We start from the raw sequence: 14,847 nt of genomic DNA on the forward strand, positions 1-14,847 counted from the left end.
CGTCCGCACCCCCATGCAGTGGACGCCCGACCGCAACGCGGGCTTCTCCACCTGCGACCCGGGACGGCTGTTCCTGCCCACGATCATGGACCCGGTCTACGGCTACCAGGTGACGAACGTCGAGGCGTCCATGGCCTCCCCCTCGTCCCTGCTGCACTGGACCCGGCGGATGATCGAGATCCGCAAGCAGAACCCCGCCTTCGGCCTCGGCTCGTTCCGCGAGCTGCAGTCGTCGAACCCCGCGGTGCTCGCGTTCCTGCGCGAGTACGAGGACGACCTGGTGCTGTGCGTGAGCAACTTCGCGCGGTTCGCCCAGCCGACCGAGCTGGACCTGCGTGAGTTCGCCGGCCGCCACCCGGTCGAGCTGTTCGGCGGTGTCCGCTTCCCCGCCATCGGTGAACTTCCGTACCTGCTGACCCTCGGGGGCCACGGCTTCTACTGGTTCCGGCTCGTCCGAGTCGCATCTCGCATCGGCCGTCGGCTGTGAGGCCGACGACCGTGAGCGTGCGCCGACGAAAGGAGGCGTCACCATGACGAAGACCGCATACCTCCGACCGAGTGGCAGCGGCAGGGCCGGGCTGACCCGGCCCATGGCCTCACTCGACGGCCTGTTGCGGGCGTGGCTGCCGAGGCAGCGGTGGTTCGCCGGGAAGGACCGTCCCGTCACGGATCTGCGGCTGCTGTCCCTGACCGAGCTGTTCCCGGGCTGTCTGCACCTCTTGGTGCACGCCGGTCACGCGGGCGGCCACGGCGGCCACGCGGGCGTGCCCGCGCCCGGCGGCACACCCCCGCCCGGGGACATCTACCAGCTGTTCCTGGGCATCCACGAACACCCGTCGCCACGCCTGGGCCGGGCCCTGATCGGCCGGGCGCAGGACGGCCCGCTGGCCGGTCTGACGGTCTACGACGCCCTCCTCGACCCCCGTTCGGCGCAGCTGCTCCTGGAGCGCCTGCGGCAGCCGGGCTCGGCGGGCCCGCTGCGCTTCGAGACCGACCCCGCCCAGCCGGTGCCGGCCGGGCTGGTGCCGCGGGTGCTGGAGGCCGAGCAGTCGAACTCCTCGCTGGTGTACGGCGACGAGTTCATCCTGAAGGTGTTCCGGCGCATCCAGCCGGGCGTCAACCCGGACCTGGAGGTGCCGGTCGCGCTGGCCGGGCAGGGCTGTGAGCGGGTACCCGCTCCGGTGGCGTGGTTCCGCACCACCCAGCCGCAGCCCGCGACGCTCGGCGTGCTCCAGCCGTTCCTGCGCGACGCGTCCGACGGCTGGACCCTGGCCCTGCACGCGCTCGCCACCGGCACGGACTTCACCGCCCATGCCCGTGAGCTGGGCCGGGCCACCGCGGACGTCCATCTGGCGCTGGCCGCCGCCTTCCCGACCGGCGCCCCCGGCGAGAACGGGCTGACGGCGGCGGCCATGGTCGAACGCCTCGACGCCGCCGCGCACAGCGTGCCCGCGCTGCGGCCGTTCGTGCCGGGGCTGCGGGGCGCGTTCAGCGCGCTCACCACCTGCGATCCGGGGCCGCCGGCCCAGCGGATCCACGGCGACCTGCACCTGGGTCAGGTGCTGCGCGCGGGCCGCGAGTGGTTCGTCATCGACTTCGAGGGCGAACCGTCCCGTCCGCTCGCCGAGCGGCGCGGCGCCCAGTCCCCGGTCCGGGACATCGCGGGCATGCTGCGCTCCTTCGACTACGCGGCCCGGCAGCGCCGGCCCTGGCGCCCCGAGTGGGCGCGCCGCTGCCGGGAGGCGTTCTGCGCGGGCTACGCGGCCCGGGCCGGATGGGACCCGCGCAAGAAGCACGGCCTGCTGCGCGCCTACGAGACCGACCGGGCCGTCTACGAAGTGATCTACGAGGCCAGACACCGTCCGGACTGGCTCCCCGTGCCGATGGCGGCGATCGAACGACTCGCCGTGAGAGGAGACTGACACCGTGGCGCTGCGCGACACCTCACTGCCCGAGCCGTCCGCCCCGAGCCAGGCCGTCCACCGGCCGGGCGGGGCGGCCCCGCCGCTGGACCCGGGCGACCGGGACCGGCTGCTGAACGGCTCCCATCACGACCCGCACGCCCTGCTCGGCGCGCATCCCGTGCCGGGCGGGGTCGCCGTGCGGGCGCTGCGCCCCTTCGCGCAGTCCGTGACCGCGCTGGTCGACGGGGTGCGGCACCCGCTGGTCTCGGAGGGTGACGGCCTGTTCTCCGTCGTGCTGCCCGGCACGGACATCCCGGCGTACACGCTGCTGATCTCGTACGGGGACGGCGAGCGGGAGACGCACGACCCGTACCGGTTCCTGCCGGCGCTCGGCGAGCTGGATCTGCACCTGATCGGCGAGGGCCGGCACGAGCAGCTGTGGAAGGCGCTCGGCGCGGAGCCGACGACCCATGAGGGCGTGGCCGGCACCCGGTTCACGGTGTGGGCGCCGAACGCGCGCGGGGTGCGGGTCGCCGGGGATTTCTGCCACTGGGACGGGACCGCGTTCCCGATGCGCTCGCTGGGCGCGTCGGGGGTGTGGGAGCTGTTCCTGCCGGGGATCGGCGAGGGCGCCCGGTACAAGTTCGAGATCACCTCCCAGTACGGCGGCCGGTTCCTGAAGGCGGACCCGATGGCCCGGGAGACGGAGATGCCCCCGGACACGGCGTCGGTGGTGACGGCGTCGCACTACGAGTGGGGCGACCAGGAGTGGCTGGCGCATCGCGCGGACACCCCGGTGCACGAGGCGCCGTTCTCGGTGTACGAGGTCCACCTGCCGTCCTGGCGGCCCGGCCTCACGTACCGGCAGCTCGCCGAGGAGCTGCCCGCGTACGTGAAGGACATGGGCTTCACGCACGTGGAACTGATGCCGGTGGCCGCGCACCCGTTCAGCGGGTCGTGGGGCTATCAGGTGACCTCCTACTACGCCCCGACGCCGCGGCTGGGCGGCCCGGACGACTTCCGGTACTTCGTCGACTCCTGCCACCGGGCGGGGATCGGCGTGATCATGGACTGGGTGCCGGCGCACTTCCCGAAGGACGACTGGGCGCTGGCCCGGTTCGACGGGGATCCGCTGTACGAGCCCGGAAACGCGCAGCGGGCGGAGCACCCGGACTGGGGCACGTACGAATTCGACTTCGGGCGGACCGAGGTGCGCAACTTCCTCGTCGCCAACGCCGTGTACTGGTGCGAGGAGTTCCACATCGACGGGCTGCGCGTCGACGCCGTCGCCTCGATGCTCTACCTCGACTACTCCCGCGAGGACGGCCAGTGGTCGCCGAACGCCTACGGCGGCCGGGAGGACCTGGCGGCGATGGCGTTCCTCCAGGAGATGAACGCGACCCTCTACCGCCGGGTGCCCGGCGTGGTGACGATCGCCGAGGAGTCCACCGCCTGGGGCGGGGTGACCAAGCCGACCGACTGCGGCGGCCTCGGCTTCGGGCTGAAGTGGAACATGGGCTGGATGCACGACTCGCTCCAGTACATCAGCAAGGAGCCCGTGCACCGCAAGTACCACCACCACGACATGACCTTCGCGATGGTGTACGCCTACAGCGAGAACTACGTGCTGCCGATCTCCCACGACGAGGTGGTGCACGGCAAGCAGGCACTGGTCTCCAAGATGCCCGGCGACTGGTGGCAGCGGCGCGCCACCCACCGCGCGTACCTGGGCTTCATGTGGGCCCACCCGGGCAAGCAACTGCTGTTCATGGGACAGGAGTTCGCCCAGGGCGGCGAGTGGTCCGAGGCACAAGGCCCCGAGTGGTGGCTGCTGGACGACGGCTACTGTGCCGCGGGCGACCACCGCGGTGTCCAGGCTCTGGTGCGCGACCTCAACACCCGTTACCGGCACAGCCCCGCCCTCTGGCAGCGGGACACCGACCCGTCCGGCTTCCGGTGGGTGGCCTGCGACTCGGCCGACGACAACGTCTTCGCGTTCCTGCGCTACGCCGCCGACGGCAGCCCGCTGCTGGCGGTCAGCAACTTCTCCCCCGTCGTCCGCCACGACTACCGCCTGTGGGCCCCGGACGACGTCGTCGCCTGGCAGGAGGTGCTGAACACCGACGCGGCCCGCTACGGCGGCAGCGACGTCACCAACCCGGATCCGGTCAAGCCCCAGGACGACCACATCCGGCTCACCCTGCCGCCGCTGGCCACGCTCTGGCTGACGCCCGTGCCGGTGTGAACCGCCGCCGCCGGGGCAGGCGGGGGCTACGGGAGGACCGTCCTCTCGCTTAGCGGCAGAGCCTCGGAAAGGCGGCACACGGTGCGCACGGTCGGTGTGGAGGAAGAGCTCCTTCTGGTGGATCCGGAGACCGGCGAGCCACGGGCCCGGTCCGCGGCCGTGCTGGCCCGGGCGGAGCACGAGGACGCCGGGCAGGATGTCTTCGAGAAGGAACTCCACGAGCAGATGGTGGAGTTCGCCACCCATCCGCAGTCGGAGATGGCGGCCCTGGGCGAGGAGATCGTCCGGTGCCGCCGGGAGGCCGCCCGGCACGCCGAGGAGATCGGGTGCGCGATCGCGGCGCTCGCCACCTCCCCGCTGCCGGTGAGCCCGGCCGTCGGAGCGAACAGCCGCTATCAGTGGATGGAGCGGGAGTACGGCATCGCCACCCGGGAACAGCTCGTCATGGGCTGCCATGTCCATGTGGCCGTCGACTCCGACGAGGAGGGCGTGGCGGTCATCGACCGGCTGCGGCCGTGGCTCGCCGTGCTGTCCGCGCTGAGCGCCAACTCCCCCTTCTGGCAGGGCAAGGACACCAGCTACAGCAGCTACCGCAGCCGGGTCTGGCAGCGCTGGCCGTCGGCCGGCCCGACCGAGCTGTTCGGCTCCGCCGAGGAGTACGACCGGCGGGTCGCCGACATGATGGCGACCGACACGCTCCTCGACGAGAAGATGGTCTACTTCGACGCCCGGCTCTCCCGGCAGTACCCGACCGTGGAGATACGGGTCTCCGACGTCTGCCTGGACGCGGACACCGCCACGCTGATCGCGACCCTCACCCGGGGCCTGGTGGAGACGGCCGCCCGGGACTGGCGGGAGGGGCGCGCGCCGGCCGACCTCGGCGTGAGCGTGCTGCGCCTCGCCGGATGGCGGGCCGCTCGCTCCGGCCTCACCGGCGATCTGCTGCTGCCCCCGGGGATGCAGCCCGCGCCCGCCGAGACGGTGGTGGAAGCCCTGCTGGACCACGTCAAGGACGCGCTCGCGGACAGCGGCGACCTGGACCGGGCGCGGGAGAGCTGCGCCCGGCTGCTGCGGGACGGCAACGGCGCCCGCGTGCAGCGGGACCTGCTCGCGCGGACCGGCAGTCTGCGCGAGGTCGTCGCCGCCTGTGTGCGCCGGACCCAGGGCGTTACGGAATGACCGCCCGGGACCAGGACGCTACAGGATGAGCACCAGGGCGTAGGCCAGGAAGAACGCCGCCACCAGGACCGCCAGCACGATGATCAGCGTCAGCGGTCCCTTGCCCCAGCCCTTGGGCGGGTTGTGGGTCTCGCGGGGCCCGGCCTCCGGCATGCTGCTCTCCGCGGGCGGGGTCTCCCCAGGGGGTACGCCGCCGCCCGGTTCCAGGCCTGTCGTCCGCTCGGGTTCCGGATCGGGGTTGATGTGACTCATGGGCTCCGAGTCCCCCGATCCGGCCGAGATCATCGGACCGGACCCGATTCCCTCGTCCGGGCACCACGCGGGCCCGCCGACCGCTACATTCGACCAGCGTCGATAACGGTTCTCGTCGGCAACGTCACGGCCCGTACACCACAGGAGCAGCGCATGCGCGACGTCGCTCTCGCTCCCCCGACCGTCCCGCCCGCCCTCACCGGCGGGCTCGCCGACAGCCTCTTCGAGCGGGCCGAGCGCGACCCGGCACGGCCGCTGGCCGCGTACCGCCCCGATCCCGCCTCCGATCACTGGCGGGAGGTGACCGCGGCGGAGCTGCGCGGCGAGGTGGTGGACCTCGCGCGGGGGCTGATCGCCTCGGGGATCTCGCCGGGCCGGCGGGTGGCTGTCATGGCGCGCACCCGGTACGAGTGGACGGTGCTGGCCTACGCGCTGTGGGCGGTGGGCGCCGAGGTGGTGCCGGTGTATCCGACCGCGTCGCGGGAGCAGGTCGCGTACATCCTGCGGGACGCCGGGTGTGTGGCCGTGGTCGTCGAGGACGAGCTGGGCGCGATGACGGTCGGCTCGGTGTGCGCCGGCCTCCCCGCGCTGCGGCACGTGTGGCAGCTGGACTCGGACGGGCTGGCGCGGCTGGCGGCGCGGGGCGAGGCGATCCCGCCGGAGACGGTCGACTCGCTGCGCCGGATCGTACTGCCGGACACCACCGCGGTCGTCGCCTACACCTCGGGCACCTCGGGCCGCCCGCTGGGCTGCGCGCTCAGCCACCGCGGTCTGGCGAACCCGTGCGACACCCTGCTGGCGGGCTGGGGCCACACGGTGGCACCGCCCGGCGAGCAGGGCCGGGTCCTCGCCTTCCTGCCGTTCTCGCATGTGTACGGCCTGATGATCCAGGGCCTGTGCGTGCGGGGCGGGCTGCTGCTGGGGCATGAGCCGGAGGTGGGCAGCGAGGAGGCTCTGGCGCGGGCGCTGCGCTCGTTCCGGCCGACGTACTTCTACGGGGTGCCGTCGCTGTTCGAGAAGGTGTACAAGACGTTTCTGCGGACGGCGCAGCAGACGGGCCGCGGGGCGCTGTTCGAGCGGGCCGCGGAGACGGCGCGGGCGTTCGCGGCGGCCACCGAGCGGCAGCGGCTCGGCCGGGGATCGGGACCCGGGATGGAGCTGCGGCTCCAGCACGCGGTGTACGAGCGGGCGGTCTACCGCAGGCTGCGGGCGGCCCTGGGCGGCCGGGTGGGGCGGGCCACCTCCGGCGGCTCACCGCTCAGCCGGGAGCTGTCCCGGTTCTTCGAGGGCATCGGCATCCCGGTGCACGACGGGTACGGGCTGACCGAGACCAGTGGCGGCATCACCATGCAGCCGCACGGCCGGGAGAAGTCGGGCACCGTCGGGCAGGCCCTGCCGGGCACGGAGATCCGGGTGGCCGCGGACGGGGAGATCCTGGTGCGCGGGCCGTCGGTGTTCCTGGGCTACCTCGGCGACGGCACGGCGACCCGGGCGGCGCTGCGCGACGGCTGGCTGGCCACCGGTGACCTGGGGCAGCTGGACTCCGAGGGCTATCTGACGATCACCGGGCGCAAGAAGGACGTCATCATCACCAGCAGCGGCAAGAGCGTCGCCCCGGCCGTGCTGGAGGAGCGGCTGCGGATGCACCCGCTGATCCACCAGGCGGTCGTCGTCGGCGACGACCGGCCCTGTGTGGGTGCCCTGATCACGCTGGACCCGGAGTTCCTGGTCCACTGGCGGGCGGGGCTGGCGCTGCCCGGCGACGCGCCGCTGCGCGAGGCACGGGAGGAGAACGCCCTGCGGGAGGAGGTCGCGCGGGCCGTGGCCGGGGCCAACAGCGCGGTGTCCCGGTCGGAGTCGATCCGGGTGTTCCGGGTGCTGCCCGAGCCGTTCGACGTGGCGAGCGGGCTGCTGACGCCGTCGATGAAGCCACGCCGGGACGCGATCGTGCGGCACTACGCGCCGGAGATCGACGCGATGTACGCGGCCCGGGCGCCCCTGCCCCGGCCGGCCGCCGACGATCCCGCGGGCTGGGACGACGCGGACAACGTGTTTCGCTGAGCCCGCCGCGACGGGTCCGCATGGGCTCGGCAGCCGGGGGAACTCGCCTGGCACATGCAAGTGACGTGGCGACGAGCCTGCGGAAACGCACGCGGGAATGGCGACATGACGACCGAGCCGGGATGGGACGACAGACTGGCTGCCCGAGGAATTCCAAGCCGTACGACCGGCTTTCCGGGCGAGCCGCGCGACGTGACGGGTGCGCGGCTCGCCGCTGAAGGCTTTCTGCGGGACCTGGCGCGCGTATCGCCGCCCGCTTCGCCCGAACACTGGGACGACATCCTGCTGGTGGTGACGGAACTGGCGGCGAACGCGGTGCAGTACGCGCCCGGGCCCTTCGAGCTGCGGATGCGCCGGGCCTATGACGGGGTGCACGTCACCCTGCACGACACCAGCACCACCCCGCCGTCACCGCGGCCGTTCCGGCCGAGCACGGGTGGCGGCGGGATCGGCTGGCATCTGCTCCACGCCCTGTGCGACCAGGTCAGCGTGGTGACCGGGGAGCGCGGCAAGGACGTGCACGCCTTCCTTCCCTGGTGAGGCCCCGGGCGTCAGCCGGCGCCCGCTGGGCACCCGGATGACCGCACCGACGGCCGCCTCGCGGGTGCCGGCGGGCACCGCGGCCATTGGCCCGTCGAGCGGCGCCCGACTGGCGCGCCGGCGTCCGGCACGGTGGGATCGATGCGTAAACCGCGGAAGGGAAGGACAACGTGACACGACCCAGGATCCTGGTGGTGGGCGCGGGCTTCGCGGGAGTGGAGTGCGTACGGCGCCTGGAACGCAGGCTCGGCCCCGACGAGGCCGACGTCACGCTGGTGACTCCGTTCTCCTACCAGCTCTATCTGCCGCTGCTGCCGCAGGTCGCCTCAGGGGTGCTCACTCCCCAGTCGATCGCGCTGTCCCTGCGCCGCAGCCGCAAGTACCGCACCCGGATCATCCCCGGCGGTGCCATCGGTGTGGACCTCAAGGCGAAGGTCTGCGTCATCCGCACGATCACCGACCAGACCGTCAACGAGCCCTACGACTATCTCGTGCTGGCCCCGGGCAGCGTCACCCGCACCTTCGACATCCCCGGGCTCACCGACCACGCCTTCGGCATGAAGACCCTCGCCGAGGCGGCCTACATCCGCGATCACGTCATCTCGCAGCTCGACCTCGCCGACGCCAGCCAGGACCCGGCCGAGCGGGCCTCGCGGCTCCAGTTCGTGGTGGTCGGCGGCGGCTACGCGGGCACCGAGACCGCCGCCTGCCTCCAGCGGCTCACCCACAGCGCGGTGAAGCGCTACCCGCGACTGGATCCGCGCCTGATCAAGTGGCACCTGATCGACATCGCGCCCAAGCTGATGCCCGAACTGGGGGACAAGCTCGGCCGCAGCGCCCTGGAGATCCTCAACCGGCGGGGCATCGAGGTCTCGCTCGGCGTGTCCATCGAGAAGGCGGGCCCCGAGGAGGTCACCTTCACCGACGGCCGGGTGATCCCCACCCGCACCCTGATCTGGACGGCCGGGGTGGTGGCGAGCCCGCTCATCGCGACGCTGGGCGCGGAGACGGTGCGCGGGCGGCTCGCGGTCACCGCCGAGATGAACCTGCCGGGCCACGACGGGGTCTTCGCGCTCGGAGACGCCGCCGCCGTGCCCGACGTCGCCAAGGGCCTGGGCAATGTCTGCCCGCCCACCGCGCAGCACGCCATGCGGCAGGGCCGCAAGGTCGCCGACAACGTCATCGCGACACTCCGCGGCCAGTCCATGGAGCCGTACATCCACAAGGACCTCGGTCTCGTCGTCGACCTCGGCGGCAAGGACGCGGTGTCCAAGCCGCTCGGCGTGGAGCTGCACGGGCTGCCCGCCCAGGCCGTGGCGCGTGGCTACCACTGGTCCGCGCTGCGCACCAACGTGGCCAAGACCCGGGTGCTGACCAACTGGGTGCTCAACGCCGTAGCCGGGGACGACTTCGTCCGCACCGGCTTCCAGGCCCGCAAGCCCGCCAAGCTGAAGGACTTCGAGTACACCGACGCCTATATGACCCCGGAGCAGGTGCGGGAGTACGTCGAGGGCTCGGGCCGCGGGGCATCCTGACGGCGGTCCCTCCCGGCGCGCGGGGACGACAGGGCGCGGGGACGCAAAAGAGGGGGGCCGGTCCTCGTGACCGGCCCCCTTCCCCTTTCCCCTCGCCGCCGTGCTCTTCAGCGACGCCGGCGCCGCCCGTTGCACGACCCGGCCGCGTGGCCGGCGCCCGGCCGCCCGGCGCCGCGCCGGCCCAGGGCCTCGTCCCGGACGCGGGCGCAGCTGCGGCTGATGAGCCGGGACACGTGCATCTGGGAGATGCCGAGCCGGTCGGCGATCCGGCTCTGCGTCATGTCCTCGAAGAACCGCATGTAGAGGATGGCCCGTTCGCGTTCGGGCAGGTTGCGCAGGCACTCCTTGGCGGACTCGCGGTCCACCACGATGTCGTACGAGGAGTCCGGCGCGCCGAGGGTGTCGGCGAGGCTGTAGCCGTCCTCGTCGGAGGACAGTTCGGCGTCGAGGGAGAGGGTGCTGAAACTCTCCAGGGCCTCGATCCCGGTGCCGACCTCCTCCTCGGTCAGGCCGGTGTGGGCGGCGATCTCGGCGATCGTGGGCTCGCGCGTGCCGGGGCTCTGGGCGAGTTCGCGGCGGGCCACCCGCACCTTGTTGCGCAGCTCCTGCACCCGGCGCGGGACGCGCAGCGCCCACATCCGGTCCCGGAAGTGGCGCTTGACCTCACCGGTGATGGTGGGGACGGCGTAGCTCTCGAAGGCCCCTCGTTCGGGGTCGTAGCGGTCGATCGCCTTCACCAGTCCGAGGGCCGCCACCTGGCGCAGATCCTCGACGGACTCACCCCGGTCGCGGAACCGGCCGGCGATGCGGTGGGCCATGGGCAGCCAGGCCGTGACGAGTTCGTCGCGCAGGGCGTCCCGCTCGGGGCCGTCCGGCAGTTCGGCCAGCCGGGCGAAGAGTTCGGCGGTCTCCGGAGCGTCGTCGTGCGGTCGTCGGTTGGGGTGCGTGGTGGAGGGCCCGGACGTGGTGGTGCGGCTGGTCGACGTGTCGATGCGCATGCGGATTCGCTCCTGAACGGTCTTCTCAGCGACTTTCTCGGGACTGACTTGACCGCGGGAAGGGTGCCGCTCCGGTCGACCGGAGGCCCCGGAGCGCAGACCACTCCCCGCTGGCGCGCCTCCGGTCCGAAGCACGAACATGCGCCTGCCCGGTCGCCCGGAGCGCAAACCCGGGCCGCCGGCCAAGAGTCCGCGACCGCTCAGAACACGTCCACCTCGGCGGTGATGCGCTTGCCGCCCGAGGGCAGGCCGGTGACCCGCACGTCACGTGCCAGCCGGCAGACGATGGGCCAGCCCCGGCCCCCGGGGCGCCGTCGCCCGCGGGGATCGACCGGCGGCCTGACCTCGGGCAGCCGGTCACTGCGGTCGCTCACCGACACCCGCACGCCGTGCTCGACGGCGTCGACGTCCACCTCGGTGATCCCGCCGCCGTGCAGGATGGCGTTGGTGGTCAGCTCCGAGGCGACCAGCAGCGCGTCGGCCAGGCCGTCCTCGTCGCAGTGCCTCCCGGTGGCCATGCACCGCCGGGCCACCACGCGCCGTACGGCCCCGCGCACATCGGCCGGGCGGCAGGGTCCCGGGCAGGGGGGTCCGGGACGGCCCGGCGGCCCGTCGAGGCGCTCGGTCGAGTACTGGATGCTCACGTTCTTTCGCTCCCTGACTGGTCGGCCGGGAAAGGGGAGGGGCAAGCCGTTTTACCCGATTGCCCCTCTTTTCGGCTGACCATCGAGGCCGGACCCAAACCAGTCGTCCCGGGCCGAACCGTGATCGAGACCGCCGGCGCGACCGTCATGGAAGCCGGCGTCGAAGCCGCTCTCGAAGTCGTCGTCGAAGCCGCCATCGAGGCCGCGAACCGGGGTACGCGGACGTCATGACCGATGTCGTGGACTCAGACGAGCTGGTGCGGCGCATCCAGCGCGGCAGGGCGTGGGCCCTGCGGGAGGAAAACACGTGGCGGCAGCGCAGCGACGCCCTGCGATCGGCCGAACCCGAGGAGGCCCGTGACGCCGCGGTGCGTGCGCTGGCCTACCAGGCGGTGATCGGGGTGCTGGACGAGATCCTCACACCGGGCAGACACCCGGAGGAGAGCTGACCGATGTGATCACGCCGTATCCGCCCGGGATCCCGGCGGTGCCGCCCGGCGGCCGGGACGCCGGAGACCGGGTGCGCGAACCTGCCGCGCTCTCTGCGCGCGGAGTCGGCGGCGGGGACGAACCTGCCGGACGCGGCCGACCCTCCACTGGGCCGTCCCGCCCGCCGCCTTGTCCACCGACACGTGCGCGAAACACACGGGAAACCGAAGTGAAACAGGTCACGTGACCGGGTTCCGGGTGGGGAACCGCCCGCAGATGGTTTATGGTTCATACATACGTGGTGACGGAGTCGATGGCATCCTCCTCCGGCACCGCTACGGCCCTGGCTGGTGTCCCCCGTCCAGCCAGGGCTTTTAATTTTCCCCCGCGGCGAGATTCCGCCCTCCGCCAAGGTGCCCGCGGCGCCCGCAGCGGCTGAAATAGGCGTAGGCAACGCACGGGAACCGACCGTCGGCGAGGAGCACCGCGTCATGACCAAAGCGACGAAACTGCTGACCGCCCTGCCGCCGGCGCAACGCCAGCGCCTGATGACGCTGGCCCGGGAGGTGTCCTTCCCGGAGGACACCCGGATCTTCGAGCCGGACGGTGTGGCCGACCGGTTCTGGGTGATCCGCTCCGGCGCGGTCTCGCTCGACCAGCGGGTGTCGACGCTCCAACGGGTGACCGTCGCCAGCCTGGGCTCCGGCGACCTGCTGGGCTGGTCCTGGCTGTTCCCGCCGCACCGGTGGGACTTCGGTGCCGAGGCGTTCAGCCCCGTGCGCGCCTACGAGTTCGAGGCGGAGCCGGTGCTCGCGCTGTGCGAGGAGGATCCGGGACTCGGCATGACGCTGGTGCGGACCGTCGCCGAGATCCTCGCCCACCGGCTGGAGACGACCCGGGGCCAGCTGATGGAGCAGTACTCGCTGCGCCGCCGGTCCTCCTGACGCGGGCCCGGCAGCGGCTGACTCAGACCCGGTAGCGGCGCAGGGCGGGGACCGCCGCCGCCAGGGTCAGCATCACCGCGACGACGAGCAGCCCGCCGCCCGCCACGGCGGCCCGCGGGCCGAAGGCGGAGCCGGCCGTGCCGTGCAGGACGTCCGCGAGCCGCGGCCCGCCGGCGACCACCACGGTGAACACGCCCTGCATCCGGCCGCGCATCTCGTCGGTGGCGGCGGAGAGCAGGATCGCCCCGCGGAAGACCATCGAGACCATGTCCGCGACCCCGGCCAGCACCAGGAAGGCCGCCGCGAGCCACAAGCTGGTGCTCAGCCCGAAGCCGGTGATCGCGACGCCCCAGACGACCACCGCGCCGATGAGCATCAGCCCGTGCCGGCGGGCCCGCGAGAACGTCCCGGAGAACAGCCCGCCCGCCACCGCGCCGACCGGGATCGCCGCGAACAGCAGACCGAGCGCGAGGCCTTCGCCGTACGAGGCGTAGGTCTCGGCCGCGAGCTGCGGGAACAGCGCGCGGGGCATGCCGAGGACCATCGCCACGACGTCGGCGAGGAAGGACAGCAGCAGCACCTTGTGCCGGGCGATGTAGCGGAACCCGGCCGCGATCTCGCGCAGCCCGGCCCTCCGCGCGGCCGAACCGGCGAGCGGCGGCAGCGCGGGCAGCCGGTAGACCGCCCACACGGTGACGCACAGCGCGACGGCGTCGAGGAGATACAGCTCCGGCAGCCCGACGACCGGTATGAGGGCGCCCGCCAGCAGCGGCCCGGCGACCAGGCCGGTCTGCGTCACCGTGGAGTTGAGGGCATTGGCCGCGGCCAGTTCGCCCGCGGGGACCAGGCGGGCGACGGAGGCGCTGCGGGCCGGGGAGTTCAGGCCGAAGAACGCCTGCTGCGCGGCGAGCAGCACCATCAGCACGCCCACCGACTCCAGGCCGGTCACCGCCTGCGCCCAGAACAGCAGCGAGGTGACGGCGATGCCGCTGTTGGTGATCAGCAGCAGGGTGCGGCGGTCCATGGCGTCGGCGATCGCCCCGCCCCACAGCGCGAACACCACCAGCGGCAGCAGCCCGGCGAGGCTCGCGTAGCCGACCCAGGCCGAGGAGCCGGTGATGTCGTAGATCTGCTTGGGCACGGCGACGGCCGTCAGCTGGCTGCCGACGGCCGTGACGATGGTCGAGGACCACAGTCTGCGGTACGCGGGGCGGCGCAGCGGCCGGGTGTCCATCGCCCAGCGGCGCCGGCCCCGGCCGGGCGGCTCGGCCGGGGTTGGTACGGGGTGCTGCTGCTCGGTGCCGCTGTCGCTGGTTTCCACGGGATGCCGGTCGCTCGCTTCCTGGTTGCTCGATACATCTTTCGAATCAGGGTCACTGTCGCAGATGTGACCGGCGCTGATGGAGAGATCGCTCAGCTCCGGACGATGAGCGAGATGCCGAGCGCGATCATCGTCACCGCGAGCACGCCGTCCAGCACCCGCCAGGCGGTGGGCCTGGCCAGCCAGCGGCCGAGCAGCCGGGCGCCGAAGCCGAGGGCGGTGAACCAGCACAGGCTGGCGAGCGCGGCGCCGATGCCGAAGGTCCAGCGCAGCGGGCCCTGGTCGGCGGCGACCGAGCCGAGCAGGAAGACGGTGTCGAGGTAGACGTGCGGGTTGAGCCAGGTCATCGCCAGGCAGGTGAGCACCGCCCGGCGGCGCGAGGTCACCGCCTCCCCCTCGGTGCGCAGCCCCGCCGTCCCCGGCCTCAGCACCCGGCGGGCGGCGAGGGCGCCGTAGCCGAGCAGGAAGGCTCCGCCGATCCAGCCGACCGCCGTCAGCGCGCCCGGCCAGGCCACCACGACCGCTCCGACGCCGCCGACGCCGAGCGCGATGAGCAGCGCGTCGGACAGGGCGCAGATCCCGACGACGGCGAGGACCGCCTCCCGGCGGACCCCCTGGCGCAGGACGAAGGCGTTCTGGGCACCGATGGCGACGATGAGCGAGAGACCGGTGCCGAATCCGGCGGCAGCGGCGGTGAGCGTGGAGGACATGCCTCGACGCTAGGCAGCCGACGAGCTTGCGTACAGCTAAAGATTCTTACGTATCTTTAGCGACTGTGAAGACAGAAGCCCTTGC

Annotated in this window: 14 protein-coding genes; 9 read left to right on the forward strand and 5 right to left on the reverse strand. The window is 72.7% G+C overall.

Features of this window, described 5'->3' with window-relative positions:
* The 4 genes from VE614_RS33315 to VE614_RS33330 all read left to right on the forward strand — a co-directional run.
* Positions 1-487 (forward strand): alpha-glucosidase C-terminal domain-containing protein (locus tag VE614_RS33315; RefSeq protein ID WP_324946035.1); only part of this gene is annotated, 487 nt, incomplete at its 5' end.
* A 43-nt stretch (positions 488-530) separates the two neighbouring features.
* The gene (locus VE614_RS33320) at positions 531-1,922 is read left to right on the forward strand and encodes a maltokinase N-terminal cap-like domain-containing protein (RefSeq protein WP_324946040.1); all 1,392 of its coding nucleotides are present in this window, start codon (positions 531-533) and stop codon (positions 1,920-1,922) included.
* A gap of 4 nt (positions 1,923-1,926) precedes the next feature.
* The gene (glgB, locus tag VE614_RS33325) at positions 1,927-4,149 is read left to right on the forward strand and encodes a 1,4-alpha-glucan branching enzyme (protein ID WP_324946044.1); all 2,223 of its coding nucleotides are present in this window, start codon (positions 1,927-1,929) and stop codon (positions 4,147-4,149) included.
* Between the two features lie 81 nt (positions 4,150-4,230).
* On the forward strand, positions 4,231-5,328 hold the full coding sequence (locus VE614_RS33330; protein WP_324946048.1) for a glutamate--cysteine ligase: 1,098 nt from the start codon (positions 4,231-4,233) through the stop codon (positions 5,326-5,328).
* An 18-nt stretch (positions 5,329-5,346) separates the two neighbouring features.
* Here the strand turns inward: VE614_RS33330 and VE614_RS33335 are convergent, their stop codons facing one another.
* Complete coding sequence (locus tag VE614_RS33335) at positions 5,347-5,580, reverse strand: DUF6480 family protein (RefSeq protein ID WP_324946052.1); 234 nt, start codon at positions 5,578-5,580, stop codon at positions 5,347-5,349.
* A gap of 153 nt (positions 5,581-5,733) precedes the next feature.
* On the opposite strand from VE614_RS33335, the gene VE614_RS33340 reads away from it, so the two are divergent.
* The 3 genes from VE614_RS33340 to VE614_RS33350 all read left to right on the forward strand — a co-directional run bounded on the left by VE614_RS33340 (position 5,734) and on the right by VE614_RS33350 (position 9,716).
* Positions 5,734-7,641: an AMP-dependent synthetase/ligase gene (locus VE614_RS33340; protein WP_324946055.1), complete on the forward strand. Its 1,908-nt coding sequence runs from the start codon at positions 5,734-5,736 to the stop codon at positions 7,639-7,641.
* A 105-nt stretch (positions 7,642-7,746) separates the two neighbouring features.
* Positions 7,747-8,181: an ATP-binding protein gene (locus VE614_RS33345; protein WP_324946058.1), complete on the forward strand. Its 435-nt coding sequence runs from the start codon at positions 7,747-7,749 to the stop codon at positions 8,179-8,181.
* Positions 8,182-8,351: 170 nt separating this feature from the next.
* On the forward strand, positions 8,352-9,716 hold the full coding sequence (locus VE614_RS33350; protein WP_324946061.1) for an NAD(P)/FAD-dependent oxidoreductase: 1,365 nt from the start codon (positions 8,352-8,354) through the stop codon (positions 9,714-9,716).
* 107 nt (positions 9,717-9,823) lie between these two features.
* On the opposite strand, the gene VE614_RS33355 is transcribed toward VE614_RS33350, so the two are convergent.
* Together VE614_RS33355 and VE614_RS33360 are read right to left on the reverse strand one after the other, a co-directional pair.
* Complete coding sequence (locus VE614_RS33355) at positions 9,824-10,714, reverse strand: SigB/SigF/SigG family RNA polymerase sigma factor (RefSeq protein ID WP_324946064.1); 891 nt, start codon at positions 10,712-10,714, stop codon at positions 9,824-9,826.
* Positions 10,715-10,914: 200 nt separating this feature from the next.
* The gene (locus VE614_RS33360; protein WP_414719685.1) at positions 10,915-11,352 is read right to left on the reverse strand and encodes an ATP-binding protein; all 438 of its coding nucleotides are present in this window, start codon (positions 11,350-11,352) and stop codon (positions 10,915-10,917) included.
* Positions 11,353-11,585: 233 nt separating this feature from the next.
* Here VE614_RS33360 and VE614_RS33365 point away from each other — a divergent pair, with 233 nt between their 5' ends.
* Positions 11,586-11,807: a hypothetical protein gene (locus tag VE614_RS33365; protein ID WP_324946069.1), complete on the forward strand. Its 222-nt coding sequence runs from the start codon at positions 11,586-11,588 to the stop codon at positions 11,805-11,807.
* A 471-nt stretch (positions 11,808-12,278) separates the two neighbouring features.
* Positions 12,279-12,731, forward strand: a complete 453-nt coding sequence (locus VE614_RS33370) for a cyclic nucleotide-binding domain-containing protein (RefSeq protein ID WP_324946072.1) — start codon at positions 12,279-12,281, stop codon at positions 12,729-12,731.
* 22 nt (positions 12,732-12,753) lie between these two features.
* Here the strand turns inward: VE614_RS33370 and VE614_RS33375 are convergent, their stop codons facing one another.
* Positions 12,754-14,052 carry an MFS transporter gene (locus VE614_RS33375; RefSeq protein WP_324946075.1) on the reverse strand — a complete coding sequence of 433 codons (1,299 nt, stop codon included), beginning with the start codon at positions 14,050-14,052 and terminating at the stop codon, positions 12,754-12,756.
* A 92-nt stretch (positions 14,053-14,144) separates the two neighbouring features.
* Positions 14,145-14,762 (reverse strand): LysE/ArgO family amino acid transporter, encoded by a 618-nt coding sequence (locus VE614_RS33380; protein ID WP_324946078.1) that lies wholly within the window; start codon positions 14,760-14,762, stop codon positions 14,145-14,147.
* Positions 14,763-14,847 lie beyond the last annotated feature (85 nt).

Origin of the sequence: Streptomyces sp. (assembly GCF_035645055.1) — a bacterium.
GTDB lineage: Bacteria > Actinomycetota > Actinomycetes > Streptomycetales > Streptomycetaceae > Streptomyces.